Source organism: Anaerovibrio slackiae (assembly GCF_009695585.1).
Classification (GTDB): domain Bacteria; phylum Bacillota; class Negativicutes; order Selenomonadales; family Selenomonadaceae; genus Anaerovibrio; species Anaerovibrio slackiae.
Genome location: NZ_VUNR01000014.1, coordinates 32,353 through 47,144, shown reverse-complemented (window position 1 = coordinate 47,144; position 14,792 = coordinate 32,353). Strand labels below are relative to the sequence as shown.

Here is a 14,792-nt window from a genome sequence, read left to right as displayed (position 1 = left end):
CTCACGCAACTGTAAATTCAAATTCTTCCGGAGATAAATTATACACCTCAATTAAACCGCTTATAAATTTCAAGATGCTGGTAGCACTTAAATTCGTCTCAAAAAAAATACCAGTATTGTCAATTTCTTTCGGTTTTCTAAAGTCTTTTTCTGATAGAGACACATAAACACGATTTGTCGCAGTAGGTGAAAACTTACATTTGGCTATATCACGAATTTTTTTATCATCTAAATCATACAACATTTTTATAAATAAAAATAACATATTAGAATATGATTTCACTGAAACTGTTTCACCATAAAAAGTATAATTCACTGGCTTTGTATGCGCAACTATAGATATATCAGATAAACTATACGTCTTATCATCGATACTCTTGTTTATCATGCCAATATCAGATAATTTCTCATAATCTAACAAACGTAATACATATCCTGATAATATATCCGCCCTAGCCTTAATAGTATCCTCATTCCATTTACTTGCACTCAAAATTTCTTTATTTAGTATATTCGCTTTGGAATGTTCTCTTATAATAGCTTTCTTCTCACTAAATGACTTAGTTCCTAATTCACTATTGTAACCAGTTATTGTCAAATTACCAAGTGTATTAAGATATTTATTATATACATCGGAATAACGTTCGCCAATTTCTTTCTTCCATACCACAGAATTTTCACGTTGTGGCAGTATGTGTTCAATCGTCATTTTCGTGGTATCTAAAACTTCGTTACTTCCTTCATTTTCTATTATGGCTAAAATAAACTTACAACACTTTGCCTTTTTATACAATTCTCCATAAACCAATTCATTCTTAAATTCATCATCGGACAGCATCCTATCTTTTGTACGGAGTTCAATAAAAAATTTATACATAACTCCATAATAATCTTTAGACACACTATTTTTGAATAATCTAGCATAAAGCGTTTTAAATAACCCTCTTAAACTATTAGATGGTATCCCACAAACAATGCGTCGTACAAAATAGCTCCTCAAAAAACACAATACTTTCTCTAAGGTCGTAGTATCTAAATTACCATCATCATACTCATGAAACATAGAAAATAAAAATACATATACCGTACTCTGATCAAGCAATCTAAAATCTCTTAAATAACTAGTAATTTTTTCATTGTAAGAAGTTCTTTTCCCTATAAATGCTGCATAATACCCGGCATATATTTTCATATCCTTCAAAACTTCTTCATGCGTAAAATTCTTAGAATATTTTTTAAATTTTGTGTAAGCATTTTTGTCCGTCACAGAATCATTGATTTTAAAATTTAGATATTGGACAAAAAAATTAGCTAAATTTTCATTTTCCACAACTCTTTCCATGTATGACCAATAATGCTCATACAACGTATCTTGATTAGTATCACTCATTAATAAATAATTTCTAATCAAATCCGCCAGCGACAACTCCAACCCAGTTGAATTAATACTCTCAAATATCGTTTGTGGATCATCTCCTTGAGACATATCCAACACAATTTCAACAATTTCGAGTTTTTTCATCCCGCGCAAAATATCATCCAATGAATAGTTTTTATCCAAATGAGCCAAAACTAACTTTTGTAATATTTTATAATTATTGACAATGTTAGAGTTTTCATCCAATCCTATATCGGTACCGACCATTAAGTTATAAAATTGTTCCTGATCAGTTTTAACAGGTTTTAATTTCAACTTATACTTTTCATCACAATTCCTATTATATAAATAATCCGATACTTCACTAGCAACTCTAGTTTCGCCTCTCTCACTTGCTATATCATATAAAACTTTCAGCAACAAGAAGATTGTAGTTATTCGTTGCTGACCATCAATAATCAAATCCTCATCCAGTATACTTGAGGAAATATCGTTAATATAAACTATAGAACCAGTAAAATGCTTTCTATCTTCCTTGAATGCAATAATAATATCCTCAAATAACTTTTCACACTGAACATTAGTCCAATCATAGTTTCTTTGATAAACAGGTATCTTAAATACCCTTCTATTTTTTTCTATCAAATCCTTGAGTACCCAAGCTACATTTGATCTCATAAAACTCCCTCCCAGAAAATAAAATAGCTGCACACAAAAAAGTCCATCCTAATGTTCATATACCAACTATATTTCATTCACTTCGTCAGCCTCAAAAACGCCCAGCGGGCCGCCATGAACAATATTATAGCATACAAAACCAGCACCACCAGGGATTCCAAGGCTATGGGCTGCCCCAGGGAAATCCCCCGCAGCAGGTAGCTGGTATGAGTCAGGGGCAGCAGCTGGATAAAGTACCGCACCGCCTCCGGCAGGGTGTGCACTGAAAAGAATGTGCCACAGAGAAATGACATAGGCAGCAGTACATAAGTATTGACCTGCCCCATTTCCTCATAGGTGCTGATAGTCATGGCAGCAAAAAAGCCGATTTCGGAAAAAATAATGCAATTGACCACCAGCACTAGCAAAAACAGCGGTGTCAGGTGCAGCTGCGCCCCGAAAAGCACTGCCAGCACCAGGATAATCGCCGAGGAAATCAGCCCTCGCAGCACTGCCGCCAGCACCTTGCCAATCACGAAGGCCTCCGGCACCACCGGGGCAATAATATATTCCTCCAGGCTCTTGTGATAGATGCGCTCCGAATGAACCGGCGTCACGCTGTTGAAGCTGATATTCATGGAATTAAGTGCCAGAATACCCGGCACCAGAAAATCAAGATAGGAGCCGTCCGTCACCTGGATGCTGCGCCCCAGCCCCCAGCCAAAGGCCACCATGTACAATAGCGGCGCCACCATACGGCTAAAAATAAACTTTTTCAGCCGCCGCTGCAGCACAATCCAGTCCCGCCAGAACACCGTCCAAATATCCTGCAATAGCATTACAGCCCCTCCCTTCTGCCAGTCAGCTCAATAAACACATCTTCCAGATTAGAACGCCTTATCCTGGCATCCTCCAGTTCCTGTGCTGCCACGAACTCTGCGGCTTCCTGACGGCTGTCAAAAAAGCGGTACTGGCGGCCACTTTCGTGCAGCTCATCTCCCGAACTGCCTGCCTTGCCGCCTTTCGCACTTTTTCCTGCTTCTGTTGCCATGCCGCCCTTAATAGTGTTCCCGTTTTCTGCCGTGCCGTTCCATTCCACAGCAATCCTTCCCATGCGCTGGCAGAAGGATGCAGGGGTATCAATATCCACCAGCCTGCCCTTGTTGATAATCGCCACCCGGTTGCAAAGGCTTTCCGCTTCCTCTATGTAATGGGTAGTCAGAAGCACAGTCACCCCGTTGGCAGCCATCTCCCGAATTAAGTCCCAGATGCGCCGCCTGACCTGGGGGTCAAGGGCAACTGTAGGCTCATCCATAAAGAGGATTTTGGGTCTGTGTATCAGGGCACGGGCAATCAGCAGCCGCCTTTTCATGCCGCCAGACAGCTGCCGCGGCGGCATATTCACCGTATCCTCCAGCTCAATATACCGCAGAAGCTCCCCAATCCGCAGCTTCCTGTCCATGCTGTCCATGTGGTGGAGCCTGCCGTGCAGCTCCATATTGTAGCCCACGCTCAGGTCATTATCAAAATTGATATGCTGGGGCACGATGCCAATCATTTCCTTGATGGCCTTCTCGTTGCCCTCCAGTGGCATGCCGTCATAAAAAATTCTGCCGGCTGATTTTTCCGTCTGCATGGTCAGCATCCTGATGGTAGTGGTCTTGCCGGCACCATTGGGCCCCAGGAGCCCAAAAATCTCCCCGCGTCCTATCTCAAAGGACAGCCCGTCCACTGCCAGCTTCCTGACAGCCTTGCCATCCCTGCCCTTCCTAATAAATTCCTTGGTCAATCCCTCAACTTTAATCATCTGCTACCACCTTACTACCTGCACCAATTAGCCAAACTCAATCCAGCCTATATCCTGCAAAATCTGCCCAGCTATTTTATCTGCACAATACGAAGTATTTAACCTACGTTTTGCATACTGTAAATATGAACCATCTGTTTTCTTTATTAATAAAGCCGTAAAAAACCTTTCCCAGCTGAAATATTCACTACTCTCCACATAGTTAGATGTATCAGACAGTACCTCTGCTATTTCCTTATCGCTGACCACGCCGGAATGAAGTATTAACCATTCAAATGATTCAGGCAAGTAGAGAACAATATTTTCCCATAACCTTGCCAAATTGACGAGCCGTTCCATTTCTGCACCAAAAGCAGCACCATCTGCTATGACCACTATAGGTCCCTCTATCAGCCCCAGCACCTGGGACACCTGATGAAAAATATTTGATTTGCCTCCTGCACCAATACAACGGATATTATTTTTGTCGCAAATAGCGGAAAAAAACTGATTTCCTGCATTTGAATCCTCAGTAATAACACATTCAGGCTTCACAGGAAGCCCACGCTCCGGCATGGCATAAAAACGATAAAATTCATTATAGGTCTGCTTCAACGTTCCATACTTGCCTGACTCACGAATACCATATACCTCATCCACACTGTACGGCAAAGCAGGTATTGCCTCCCTTGTCACAATAACATAATAATTATCTGTGTCCTTGATAGCCGCTGCAAATTCGTTAGAAAAAACAAATTCATTCCCTTCATCAATAAAAACAATACTATCACGAACAGTCTGTAAATCCGACAGCCACTTCCTGCCGGAAAGCACATAACACTCCTTGGCGCAAATTATATTTACCGCACTAGCAGCCCCGTTTTCATAGAATTCACCAATCATCTCTATCAGGGTTGTCTTGCCGGTTGCACTATCACCTCTGATAACAGTGAGATTCCTGCATAGCTCAAACTGATACTTGACTCTTTTATTACTGACAATAACACGTTGTATTCCCTTCATAATCAGCCCCCGTTGCACATTACCTGCTATACATACCTGTTGCACATCTCTGATATATACCCCATGTACCTGTTATACATACCTGCCAGCTATCAGCACCATTTCACGCATATTATGCACAACTGCATCCGTATTTACTATATGTATAGCAAAAGGTTCGCTGCCAAAATCCATAATATGCCGCAAATTAATGGTAATATCCTGCAATCTGCCTATCTCCAGAAGCCATTTAGCACAATTATCCCCACAGGTGGAGGCATTAAATATCCGCTCAGGCTCATTTTTTATCAAAATCAAGGTTTTTACACCGCCTGACAGGGAATTGGGAGCTATCTTGCCCAGAACCGGGCTGTCAATCACGCCATTTCCCAGCACGACAGATTTATCCACATCAAGAATTGCCCTTTTCGCAAAATCGTCCGTTATCCAGCTATCCTCATAACTGTTCTTGAAATACACAGCCGTATTGAAGACAGCCTCCGGCAACCTGCCAAAAACTATGTGCAACATAAGCTAACCTCCCCTTGCCGGAACACCTAGAACTTTTATAACAATACCTATTGTTATTATATCATAAGTTTGATATTATGTTAATTTCAGTTTGTCGTAGTGCCGGTTTGTTACTTCGTGCACATACTGACTAAAATGGTTTGATAGTTCGTGGACTCTGTTCAGACATTATTAAAAGGACAGGTAGCGGCAGTACCCATAGAAAACTCGCTCTCGCTCTTAGCACAGCCTCGCGCTTCTAAGCTCCTGCATCGCTTACGCTCGCACTTGCTAAGAAGCGAGGCTGCACTCAAGGTTTTCTTTGGGTACATGCCGCACCTGTCCCTCTTTGTGTCTGAACAGATATGCACATAATAATCCAACTGCATTCAATTAGTATGCAACTGTAGCAACTAATTCTGACTTTACGAGCAAGCCTGAAAAGGAAGAGCCGGGAGGCTGACGAAACTTGCAATTGCCAACCTTTGCATAAACGTATAGTGCAAACAACTCTGCTCATAATAGCAGATTGCCTTGCATAGCAGTTGGCAGTATCAGGTAGCGTCAGCCTCCCAGCCCCCTATTTCAGGCTTGTTCGTAAAGTATCATTATGTTGCTATGGCAAAATATAAGGGCTTGCTGATAAGTAAGTGGGGAGCTGCCGCAGGAGTGTAACTATCAGCAGATAATGCGATGGGCGGAGAAGGCGGTGCCAATGCAAGGCACTGAGACGCGCCTCGGTGCTTAGCGAGTCGCAAGCCGTAGGCGCAGCGAGAGCTTAGCATCCGCTAGGCGTGGATAGTAGCGCGAGCGTGCCTGCATTGGCATTGCCTCTCCGACCATTGGAGTATTTGCTGATGTTTTTCTGACAGCTCCCCTGCACTAATAATTAAAACGTACATATATCGCAAAAGTAACAATCAAGCACTACGACAAACTTAAATTTTGCCTCTGAGGTCATGATCTGTCATGGCACATACCACAGAATCAGACCAGACATTCTCAGCTGTTTCTATCATATCTATAATAGTGAAAATCGGCAGGATGATGCCCATAATGCCCAGAGGCACTCCCAAAGAGGACATCAGGGACAACGTAAGGAAATAGCAGCCCATCGGCACGCCGGCGTTACCCACTGCCGCCAGCACAGCCACAAACAGCCAGGTAATCATAGTGCCGGTAGTCAGCTCAAGACCGGCATTCTGCATTACAAACAGGGATGTTACCAAAATAAACGCCGCACAGCCATTCATGTTGATGGTGGTGCAAATTGGCAGCACGAAGCGTGATACCTTGGTATTGACCTTGAGATTATTCTCAGCAGAAGCCAGAGTTACCGGCAGAGTACCGGCAGAGCTCTTAGTGAAAAGCGCCACGGCAATGGCCGGGGACATCTGGCGGAATACATACAGTGGATTCAGCCCCCGCAAAAGCAAAAACAGCGGCAGGACGATGAAAAACTGCACCGCATTGCCTCCCAGCACCACTGCCACATACTTGCCAAGAGAGCCAACAATCACACCGGCCTCAATCTGGGCGGACAGCTGGGCGGCAAAAGCCAGGATGCCCAGAGGCAGTACATAAAGAATACCGCGAATCATGGTAAACAAAAGCTCCTGCAACCCCTTGATGCCCTTCAAAAGCACCGCACGGTTCTCCGTCTCCGGCATAAAGGCCAGCCCCAGCCCGGCAAAGGCTGCAATCAGCAGCACCGACAGCACATTGCCTGCCAGGAAAGGCTGCAGCATATTATTCGGAATAACAGACAGAAAATGCTCATAATAAGAAAGCTTCTCCAGCTTCTGAGGCACATCTGCAGCTCCTGCCCCCACAACGTCCGCCGGCAGGTTGCCAGGTGCAATCACATTGTACAAAATCAGCCCCACCAGAGCTGCCGAGAAAGTAGTCAGCAGGGTATAAGTAACTGCCCGGGCAAAAATCCTGCCTGTTTCCTTCCTGCTGCCCAAATCCGCCAAGGTGGTAATCACCGCCAAAGCAATAGTCGGCACGGCAATAAACTGGAACAGCCGCGTAAACACTGTCGCAATAAAATCAAATAATCCATTCAGGGATGCAATCTGCAGCCAGCCAAGAATACCGCCTGCAATCAGGGCACTGAACCACAGCACCAGCTGCTTTTTCTGAGCTCCGGCATCATTTTTTGCCATAGCTTCCCGGGCAGTCTCTGCCACTGAAGCCCTTTTGCTATTATCAGCCATACAAAAAACCTTCCTTCAATAAATATAGTGATAACATATATAAAAACTATGATTTATACTTTACCACAACATGCCGCTTATGTCAAATCATTATCCCTGCCAATGCCAAAAGCGGCACAGGAAACTACCATTACAGTAACCCCCTATGCCGCCTGAATAGCCGAAAACAATCAAGTTTTAAAAATCATCAGCAATTCATTCACATAGCCAAAAGCTATGAACACACAATATAATTATAATCAGTCAATATATCAGGCAATCCCAGTTACCATGTAGAAAATCACGCACAGGAACGGCACCAGGAACTTCATGCCCATGAGAATGGCAATATCACCATAGGAATCCTTGTGGCTCAGTCCGCAGATGGCCAGCATGGTAACCAAGGCACCACAGTGAGGCACCGGGTCAATACCGATAGAAGAAATAGCTACAATACGGTGCAACACCTCCAGCGGGATGCCTGCCTGAGCAGCCATAGCCGCCCACTGGTCACCCAGCATGGAAAGGGCAATAGTCAAGCCGCCGGAAGCGGATCCGGTGAAGCCGCACATAACATTGGTAGTCAGCACCGCGGAAAACAGCGGACCGCCGCCAAAATCAAGATTCAGCAACAAATCCTTGATAACCACAAAGCCACCCAGGCTGACTACCACGCAGCCGAAAGCGTAGCCGGAAGCCACATTCAAAACCGCACTGCAGGAAGAAACCGCCGAGCCGTTGATAGTAGTCATCATGCCCTCAGTGATGCGCAGATGCCTGCGGGCAATAATCGCTGCTGCAATACTGCTCAAAATCAGGGAAATTGTAATGGACCAGCCAGCGGAAATCTTTGCCACGGAATGAGCCAGCAGGCTGATCTTCAAAGGCACCAGGGACTCCAGGGCACCCTGATCCCAATGGAAGGCCCAATCCCAGTTAAAAGGGTTGGACAGGAATACATTCAGGCCAATAACCATAATCAGCGGAATCACGGACACCTTCCAGTTAGGATTCGGAATCTTGTGGCGGCGCTGGCTGAACTCAATGTGACGGCCATAGCCCTCACCGGCAGCCTTCAGCCGCTTGGCCCGGAAGGAAATCCAGCCCCAGCCCATTAGCAGGAACACCACGCTGGCAAAGATGCCGATGCCCATGCCGGACCAGGTGGAAGTACCGAAATAAGAAGAAGGAATAATATTCTGAATCTGAGGCGTACCCGGCATAGCCACCATGGCAAAGGAAAAGATACCCATCCACAATGCCGCCGGCAGAAGGCGCTTCGGAATATCTGCCTTCTTGAACACTACCGCACCAAAAGGATACATTACAAAAGCAACAACGAACACGCTCAGGCCGCCGTAGGTCAGGGCACCGCAGCCCAGAAGCACCGCCAGCACTGCCCTCTTTTCACCCAGCAGCTCAATAATCTTGCCTGCCACCGAGGCAGCCATGCCGCCCTTCTCCATCAGGCGGGCAAATACTGCACCAAACAGGAAAATTGGATAATAATTTTTCAGGTATTCAGCCGCCTTGGTCATGTACAGCTCGCTGAACACAGGCAGGGAAGCATGCTCACTGCCCAGGGCAGCCACCACTGCAAATACCGGTGCAATCAGGATAATCGATGCTCCCCGGTACGCCATTACCATCAGACCAATTAAGGCAACAAAAATTATTGCTGTGTCCATTAAAATTTACTCCTCCTATAATCCATATTACACATATCCAGCCGACAGGCAATCCCTCAAAAGCTGCCAGCCTATATATTAATATCAGTCTGCTGCACAATTGTCAAGCCACTAATTAGCACCTGTTGACAATAATAGCAAACGATATATTTCCCCTATCATTACAATATAACTATAACCTCAAGCTATAACTCTATGCGTTATTTATCTTGCGATTTACAATATTTATGATACTGAAAAATAAATAGGCTCCGGAAACTTGCTCCGGAGCCCTGTCGCAATGGTGCAGTCCACTGCACCGGCAACCATGAATGAAATGTATGAGCAATGCTTTCCTTGCAGCGCTGAAACCGCAAAGAAAAACCTTTCGTCAAAGTCATCACTGCCAATGATGAAAGGATGCTGCACTGCATTGTGGCACACAGACAGCTACGCCGCACAAAAATATCTGCACAATCCATGCAAAGCATTTGTACAACAAATACCAGCCCAAATATGCCACAAAAAAATCCTGACCAAAAGCCAGGATTCATGCACATAGTTGTAAAAAAATCCCCTTCCCATCACTCGCAGGTCTAACGGTGATTGCTAAACAGGCAGTTCTCCTGGCTCCAGATCATCGCTCAACCACGCCTTCCCAGATTGCTCCAGTGACATAAATGTGGTCTTGCTCCCTGCTACAGTGGCGGGACCGCGCCGGACTTCAACCGGCTTCTCTTGTTAGGCCTATGCCGAATCTCTCCCGGCATATAGGCACCTGTTCCAATCCATATTCAGTTCTTCAGCTACTAATCATATTAAACCATCCGCAAGAGCACCATAGGTTCAATCAATATCAGCTTACGAATCCTATATTAGCACTGAATGAAAATTGTGTCAACCCTGCAAAAAAATTTTTTGTCTCACCCCTCAGGCATTAGCCGCGTGCATGGCCGCCCGCTTCTTGATATCACGTTCCCTGTCCAGCCTCTCAATGGAAAAGCGATGGAAACGCCCCATGGACAGGAAATAGCCGCCAAATCCCAGCACTGCGATAATCGCGGCCATAATGTACACGGCAGAAAACCCGAAAAATGGCACAACACTGCCCAGGCAGTAAGGCCCGGCACCGGTTCCCATATCCAGCAGCATAAAATAAGTGGAGGTAGCCACTCCCATCTTGCGGGATAATGAGCAATGCAGGGCAAGGGCATGACAGGCCGCCGTAATGCTGCCGTAGCCTATTCCCAGCAGCACCCCCCCTGCCAGAAGCATATAATCATCAGCAGCAAAAGCCACCAGCAGCATGGAACCTGTCAAAAAAAGCAGGGATGGATAAATTACCACATTACCGCCCCGGTTGTCCAGCAGCCAGCCAATCAGCGGACGGCTCAGGATAGAGGCGGCTGCAAAGCACAAAAAGAAAAATCTGCCTCCCAGCTCTGCCATACCGTTGGCAGCGGCATACTCCCCCATATAGCTGAGCACAGTCGAGTAGCAGACACCGCCCACCATGGCAATCATAGAAATAGCCACGGAACTTTTAGCGATAAAATCCCCCAGTGAAACGCCATGATAAGCTTCCCGTTCCCTCTCGCTCAAATCACGCTCCGGCACCTTAAGCAGCCAGGACAGGCACAGGATAATCAGTGCCAGGGCACTGCAAAAGATGATGCTTGTCTCAAAGTCACCCACATTAATAAAGCTAAGCGCCCAGAAAGGCCCTACAGCTGATGCCAGGGTTACGCCCAGTGTATAATACCCAATGCCGCTGCCCATCCGCTTCAGGGGAATCAGGGAAGCTGCAATAATGCTGGTAGCTGTGGATGTGGCACCGAAGGCCATCCCCTGCAGCAGGCGCACCACCATGAAGGAAGCAACATCAGGACAGAGCCTGTACAGCAGCATCAGCAGGAAATACGCCGACGTGCCCCACAAAAGCAGCCTGCGCCGCCCTGCCAAATCTATATACCTGCCGGCCGGCAGACGCATCAGCAGCGAGCCCACGATAAATATTCCCGATGCCAGCCCCGCCGTGCTGATGGACACCTGCCATGTATTGATAGCATAGCTGGTAGACCAAAGCATCAGCTGGTAATGTACAACGTATACAAAAAAATTAATGGCAATATCCAGCATATAATTGGCTGTCCACAGTTTTTCCCCTGACCCCCTGCTGTCTTCATGGCATGTACTGGCAGCTAGCAAAGCCCTTGCCTGCTCCTCAGCTTCTTCAGTTCCCCGCCTCCGCCTGTTATAAAGACCCACCACTCCCTGGCTCATTAGGATGAACTCCGCATCGGCCTCCGTGATATTCATTTCCTTGGACAATTCATTTACAAAACCTTTGTCATTGCAACACATATCTAACGCTCTCCTTTCGCAAAAAAGGATAAGCCTGCCGCCGCAATTTGTCCAATATACAAAAAACATGCTTTTCTATGCAGCCTGTGCATTAAAGCACACAACTATCCCCCCTGCCAACGAGACAAGGACTATGCAGCAGCCCAAGCCGCCACTTTGCCTGGCAGCCGTATTATTACAAAAATGTATATCCTCCCATAAAAAACTTGCATAGCTATAGCTATTGTTTTTTCTCCGCTGCCTGCGTATAATCTCTACTGAACCAGCCCCATCTGTTCCTGCAAAATCAGATCAGCTTTTATAAAACACAAAAACCTGACCGTTTTTTCACAAAGGAGACATCATACATGGAATTACATCAGCTTGAATACTTTTGTACCCTTGCCCATATCAAACATTTTACCAATGCCTCAAAGGCAATTGCCGTTTCCCAGCCTGCCCTCAGCCGTTCCATTGCCAAGCTTGAAGCAGAACTTGGCGTACAACTCTTTGACCGCAGTGAAAAGCAGCTGGAACTTACCGCTGAGGGCAGGAAATTCCTCAAGTATGTGGAAAAAGGACTGTGGCAGCTGGAACTGGGGCGCAGCCTGATTTCTGCCGACACCCCGGAAAAGGGCAGCATCCGCCTTTCCTTCATTCAGTCCCTGGGCAGCTATTTTGTGCCGCAGCTGCTCTGTGCCTTTCGAGAGCAGTATCCCGGCATCTCCATTTCCCTCAGGCAGGATACGCCTGCCAGCCTTGGACAGAGCCTGCAGGAGGGCAAGGCAGACCTCTGCCTGTGCTCCAACATGCTTCCGGCGGAGCATATCGGCTGGATGTATCTCTGCTCGGAGGAAATCTATTTGGCTGTACCGAAAAATCATCCCTTTGCTGCCAAAAAGCAGATAAATCTCCAGGAAGCCGCCTCTGAGCCCTTCATTATGCTGGAAGCCGCCTTCACCCTGCGGCTGCTCTCGGATCAGTTTTGTGAACTGGCTGGCATTTCTCCTGATATCATCTTTGAAGGAGCAGACATCTTCTCCGTAGCAGGGCTGGTAAGGGCAGGCCTTGGCATAGCCCTGCTGCCAAAAATCCCAGCCCTGGCTTCACCCGAGCTGGTTTTCCTGCCAATCTCCTTCCCTGTATGCCAACGAGCCATCGGCATCGCCTGGAATACGACTGCCACCTTGCCTCCTTCTGCTGCCATCTTCCAGCGCTTTGTCCTCAACAGATATATACAGGCAGACTAAACATGATGACAGCCATCAAAAAAACATCAGCATATTTTACGTGCTGATGCCCCTATAAATGCGACCTTATGAAAATATTTATTCATATACAGATTGTTTTCACTCTGGCACAGATATTTTTCAGTCTGACAGGCTATACTATAAAACATAGAAAGGCAAAGATAAAAAAATTAAGCCTGACAACCATGAAAGATAGAGAAGGAGTGATATCCCATGACACCAAAGTTTTATCATTGCGAGCAATGCGGCAACATCGTAGAGATGATTAATGATTCCGGCGCACCGCTGACCTGCTGTGGCCAGAAAATGAAGCAACTGGTGCCCGGTTCCGTAGATGCTTCCCAGGAGAAGCATGTGCCTGTCTGCAACCAGATAGGCAACATTGTCAAGGTAACTGTCGGTTCCGTGCCGCATCCTATGGTGCCGGAGCACTTCATCGGCTGGATTGTCCTCAAGACAAACCACGGCATCCACAGAAAAATTCTCTGCCCTGCCAATTCGCCGGAAGCCACCTTCACCCTCAACCAGGGTGAGCAGATTGAAAGCATTCTTGCTTACTGCAACCTGCACGGCCTCTGGCAGGCGGATGTAAAATAACAGCTCTCCCACTGCTGCTGCCCCGGCAAGCTACCCAACAAAAAACTCCGGGCTGCAGCAGATAATCCATATTCCCCTGTATGACTGTCCGATACAAGTTACGGACAGTCTTTTTTTGCTCTTTTATGGAACCGGCCAGCCCGGCTATCGGCTTCACCGCCTGCCCCGTGACAAGGCTTTGCCTTACATTCTATCCAGCTTTACCGATACGCTGTAATCAGGCTCCCTTGCCTCCATAGCCGCCACGATCCGCTCTGTAAGCTCCTCATCGCTTGCCGGGTAGCTATAAGGCACCTCCACATCAAACACCAGGCGGCTGCCGTGGAAAATATGCACATCGTGCATGCTCAGGCTGCCGTCTATACCCTTCAGCACCTCTGCAAGATTTTCCAGCAGGGCGTCAAACTCAGGATCCCCCACCAGTTTCGGATCCACATGCACGATGGCATGAATATCCAGCTCCTTCTCAATGGCATGCTCCAAATGGCTGGCAACAGCATGAGCCTCCAAAAGCTTCATAGTAGAAGTCACCTCAATATGCAAAGAAGCAAAGACATTCCCCGGCCCGTAGCTATGGGCCATCACATCATGCACCCCCAGCACCCGTCTGTCCCTGATCGCAATCTCCATAATCCTGCCCAGGATTTCCGGGTCTGCAGGCTTGCCCAGAATAGGCTGCAATGTCTCGCTGGCAGCTCCCCAGCCGCTGTACATGATGAACATGCCCACCACTATTCCGGCCGCGCCATCAAGGTTATAGCCTGTCCACCAATAAACCAGCAGGCAGGCAATAACCACGGAGGTAGCCACGCAGTCGCTCATGCTGTCCATAGCCACCGCATTAAAAGCAGGCGAATCCGTCTTTTTGCCAAGATACCTGTTAAATGCCCCCAGCCACATCTTCAGCACCACCGAGAACACCATAACAGCCAGGGCCGGTGCCGAAACCTCCACCGGTTCCGGCGCCAGCAGCTTCTCAACGGAAGTCTTGATCAGTTCAAATCCCACCAGGAGGATTATCCCGGCAATAATCAGGGCGGCAATATACTCGATGCGCCCGTGGCCATAGGGGTGCTCCTCGTCCGCCGGCTTGGCAGACATCTTCAGCCCCAGCATAGTCACAACGGAACTTCCCGCATCGGAAAGATTGTTGATGCCGTCGCCAATAATCCCCACAGAACCACTGACAAAGCCCGTCACCAGCTTCATGGTACAGAGCAGCAGATTCACGCAGATGCCCACACTGCCGCTTAAAAGGCCATATCCCTTACGCACCCGGGAATTATTCACATTATCAAAATCCTTAACAAATTTCCGTATCAAAAATTCCGTCATAAAACCACTTCTCTGAAAAAACCTTTCCCGAAGGAAAAAATAGCATAAACAAAACAATTTTCCCTAAAC

At 46.8% G+C, this 14,792-nt stretch carries 11 protein-coding genes and 1 riboswitch; of the genes, 2 read left to right on the top strand and 9 right to left on the bottom strand.

Features of this window, described 5'->3' with window-relative positions; all coding sequences use genetic code 11:
• Position 1 precedes the first annotated feature (1 nt).
• The 8 genes from FYJ84_RS08240 to FYJ84_RS08205 all read right to left on the bottom strand — a co-directional run bounded on the left by FYJ84_RS08240 (position 2) and on the right by FYJ84_RS08205 (position 11,562).
• Complete coding sequence (locus FYJ84_RS08240) at positions 2-2,056, bottom strand: DUF262 domain-containing protein (RefSeq protein WP_154407121.1); 2,055 nt, start codon at positions 2,054-2,056, stop codon at positions 2-4.
• Positions 2,057-2,133: 77 nt separating this feature from the next.
• Positions 2,134-2,874: an ABC transporter permease gene (locus tag FYJ84_RS08235; protein WP_154407120.1), complete on the bottom strand. Its 741-nt coding sequence runs from the start codon at positions 2,872-2,874 to the stop codon at positions 2,134-2,136.
• Positions 2,874-3,842 carry an ABC transporter ATP-binding protein gene (locus FYJ84_RS08230; RefSeq protein WP_154407119.1) on the bottom strand — a complete coding sequence of 323 codons (969 nt, stop codon included), beginning with the start codon at positions 3,840-3,842 and terminating at the stop codon, positions 2,874-2,876. Before FYJ84_RS08230 ends, FYJ84_RS08235 begins: the two co-directional genes overlap by 1 nt.
• A gap of 27 nt (positions 3,843-3,869) precedes the next feature.
• On the bottom strand, positions 3,870-4,844 hold the full coding sequence (locus FYJ84_RS08225; protein WP_154407118.1) for a translation initiation factor 2: 975 nt from the start codon (positions 4,842-4,844) through the stop codon (positions 3,870-3,872).
• A 72-nt stretch (positions 4,845-4,916) separates the two neighbouring features.
• Positions 4,917-5,354: a DUF4869 domain-containing protein gene (locus tag FYJ84_RS08220; protein WP_154407117.1), complete on the bottom strand. Its 438-nt coding sequence runs from the start codon at positions 5,352-5,354 to the stop codon at positions 4,917-4,919.
• Between the two features lie 917 nt (positions 5,355-6,271).
• Positions 6,272-7,552 carry a dicarboxylate/amino acid:cation symporter gene (locus FYJ84_RS08215; RefSeq protein ID WP_154407116.1) on the bottom strand — a complete coding sequence of 427 codons (1,281 nt, stop codon included), beginning with the start codon at positions 7,550-7,552 and terminating at the stop codon, positions 6,272-6,274.
• 251 nt (positions 7,553-7,803) lie between these two features.
• On the bottom strand, positions 7,804-9,219 hold the full coding sequence (locus tag FYJ84_RS08210; RefSeq protein ID WP_154407115.1) for a GntP family permease: 1,416 nt from the start codon (positions 9,217-9,219) through the stop codon (positions 7,804-7,806).
• A gap of 578 nt (positions 9,220-9,797) precedes the next feature.
• Positions 9,798-9,995, bottom strand: a riboswitch (cobalamin riboswitch).
• Between the two features lie 133 nt (positions 9,996-10,128).
• Complete coding sequence (locus FYJ84_RS08205) at positions 10,129-11,562, bottom strand: MFS transporter (protein WP_205764160.1); 1,434 nt, start codon at positions 11,560-11,562, stop codon at positions 10,129-10,131.
• Between the two features lie 347 nt (positions 11,563-11,909).
• Here FYJ84_RS08205 and FYJ84_RS08200 point away from each other — a divergent pair, with 347 nt between their 5' ends.
• A complete protein-coding gene (locus tag FYJ84_RS08200; RefSeq protein WP_154407113.1) occupies positions 11,910-12,791 on the top strand; it encodes a LysR family transcriptional regulator in 882 nt (293 codons plus the stop codon).
• Between the two features lie 213 nt (positions 12,792-13,004).
• Positions 13,005-13,388 carry a desulfoferrodoxin family protein gene (locus tag FYJ84_RS08195; RefSeq protein ID WP_154407112.1) on the top strand — a complete coding sequence of 128 codons (384 nt, stop codon included), beginning with the start codon at positions 13,005-13,007 and terminating at the stop codon, positions 13,386-13,388.
• 183 nt (positions 13,389-13,571) lie between these two features.
• Here FYJ84_RS08195 and FYJ84_RS08190 read toward each other — a convergent pair whose 3' ends face one another.
• Positions 13,572-14,723: a cation diffusion facilitator family transporter gene (locus FYJ84_RS08190; RefSeq protein WP_154407111.1), complete on the bottom strand. Its 1,152-nt coding sequence runs from the start codon at positions 14,721-14,723 to the stop codon at positions 13,572-13,574.
• Positions 14,724-14,792: the final 69 nt, after the last annotated feature.

Excerpts from the sequence above, each read along its gene's own strand:
- FYJ84_RS08230 (WP_154407119.1), bottom strand. The coding sequence starts at position 3,842 with ATGATTAAAGTTGAGGGATTGACCAAGGAATTTATTAGGAAGGGCAGG.
- FYJ84_RS08195 (WP_154407112.1), top strand. The coding sequence starts at position 13,005 with ATGACACCAAAGTTTTATCATTGCGAGCAATGCGGCAACATCGTAGAG.
- FYJ84_RS08240 (WP_154407121.1), bottom strand. The coding sequence starts at position 2,056 with ATGAGATCAAATGTAGCTTGGGTACTCAAGGATTTGATAGAAAAAAAT.
- FYJ84_RS08225 (WP_154407118.1), bottom strand. The coding sequence starts at position 4,844 with ATGAAGGGAATACAACGTGTTATTGTCAGTAATAAAAGAGTCAAGTAT.
- FYJ84_RS08210 (WP_154407115.1), bottom strand. The coding sequence starts at position 9,219 with ATGGACACAGCAATAATTTTTGTTGCCTTAATTGGTCTGATGGTAATG.
- FYJ84_RS08220 (WP_154407117.1), bottom strand. The coding sequence starts at position 5,354 with ATGTTGCACATAGTTTTTGGCAGGTTGCCGGAGGCTGTCTTCAATACG.
- FYJ84_RS08200 (WP_154407113.1), top strand. The coding sequence starts at position 11,910 with ATGGAATTACATCAGCTTGAATACTTTTGTACCCTTGCCCATATCAAA.
- FYJ84_RS08215 (WP_154407116.1), bottom strand. The coding sequence starts at position 7,552 with ATGGCTGATAATAGCAAAAGGGCTTCAGTGGCAGAGACTGCCCGGGAA.
- FYJ84_RS08205 (WP_205764160.1), bottom strand. The coding sequence starts at position 11,562 with ATGTGTTGCAATGACAAAGGTTTTGTAAATGAATTGTCCAAGGAAATG.
- FYJ84_RS08190 (WP_154407111.1), bottom strand. The coding sequence starts at position 14,723 with ATGACGGAATTTTTGATACGGAAATTTGTTAAGGATTTTGATAATGTG.
- FYJ84_RS08235 (WP_154407120.1), bottom strand. The coding sequence starts at position 2,874 with ATGCTATTGCAGGATATTTGGACGGTGTTCTGGCGGGACTGGATTGTG.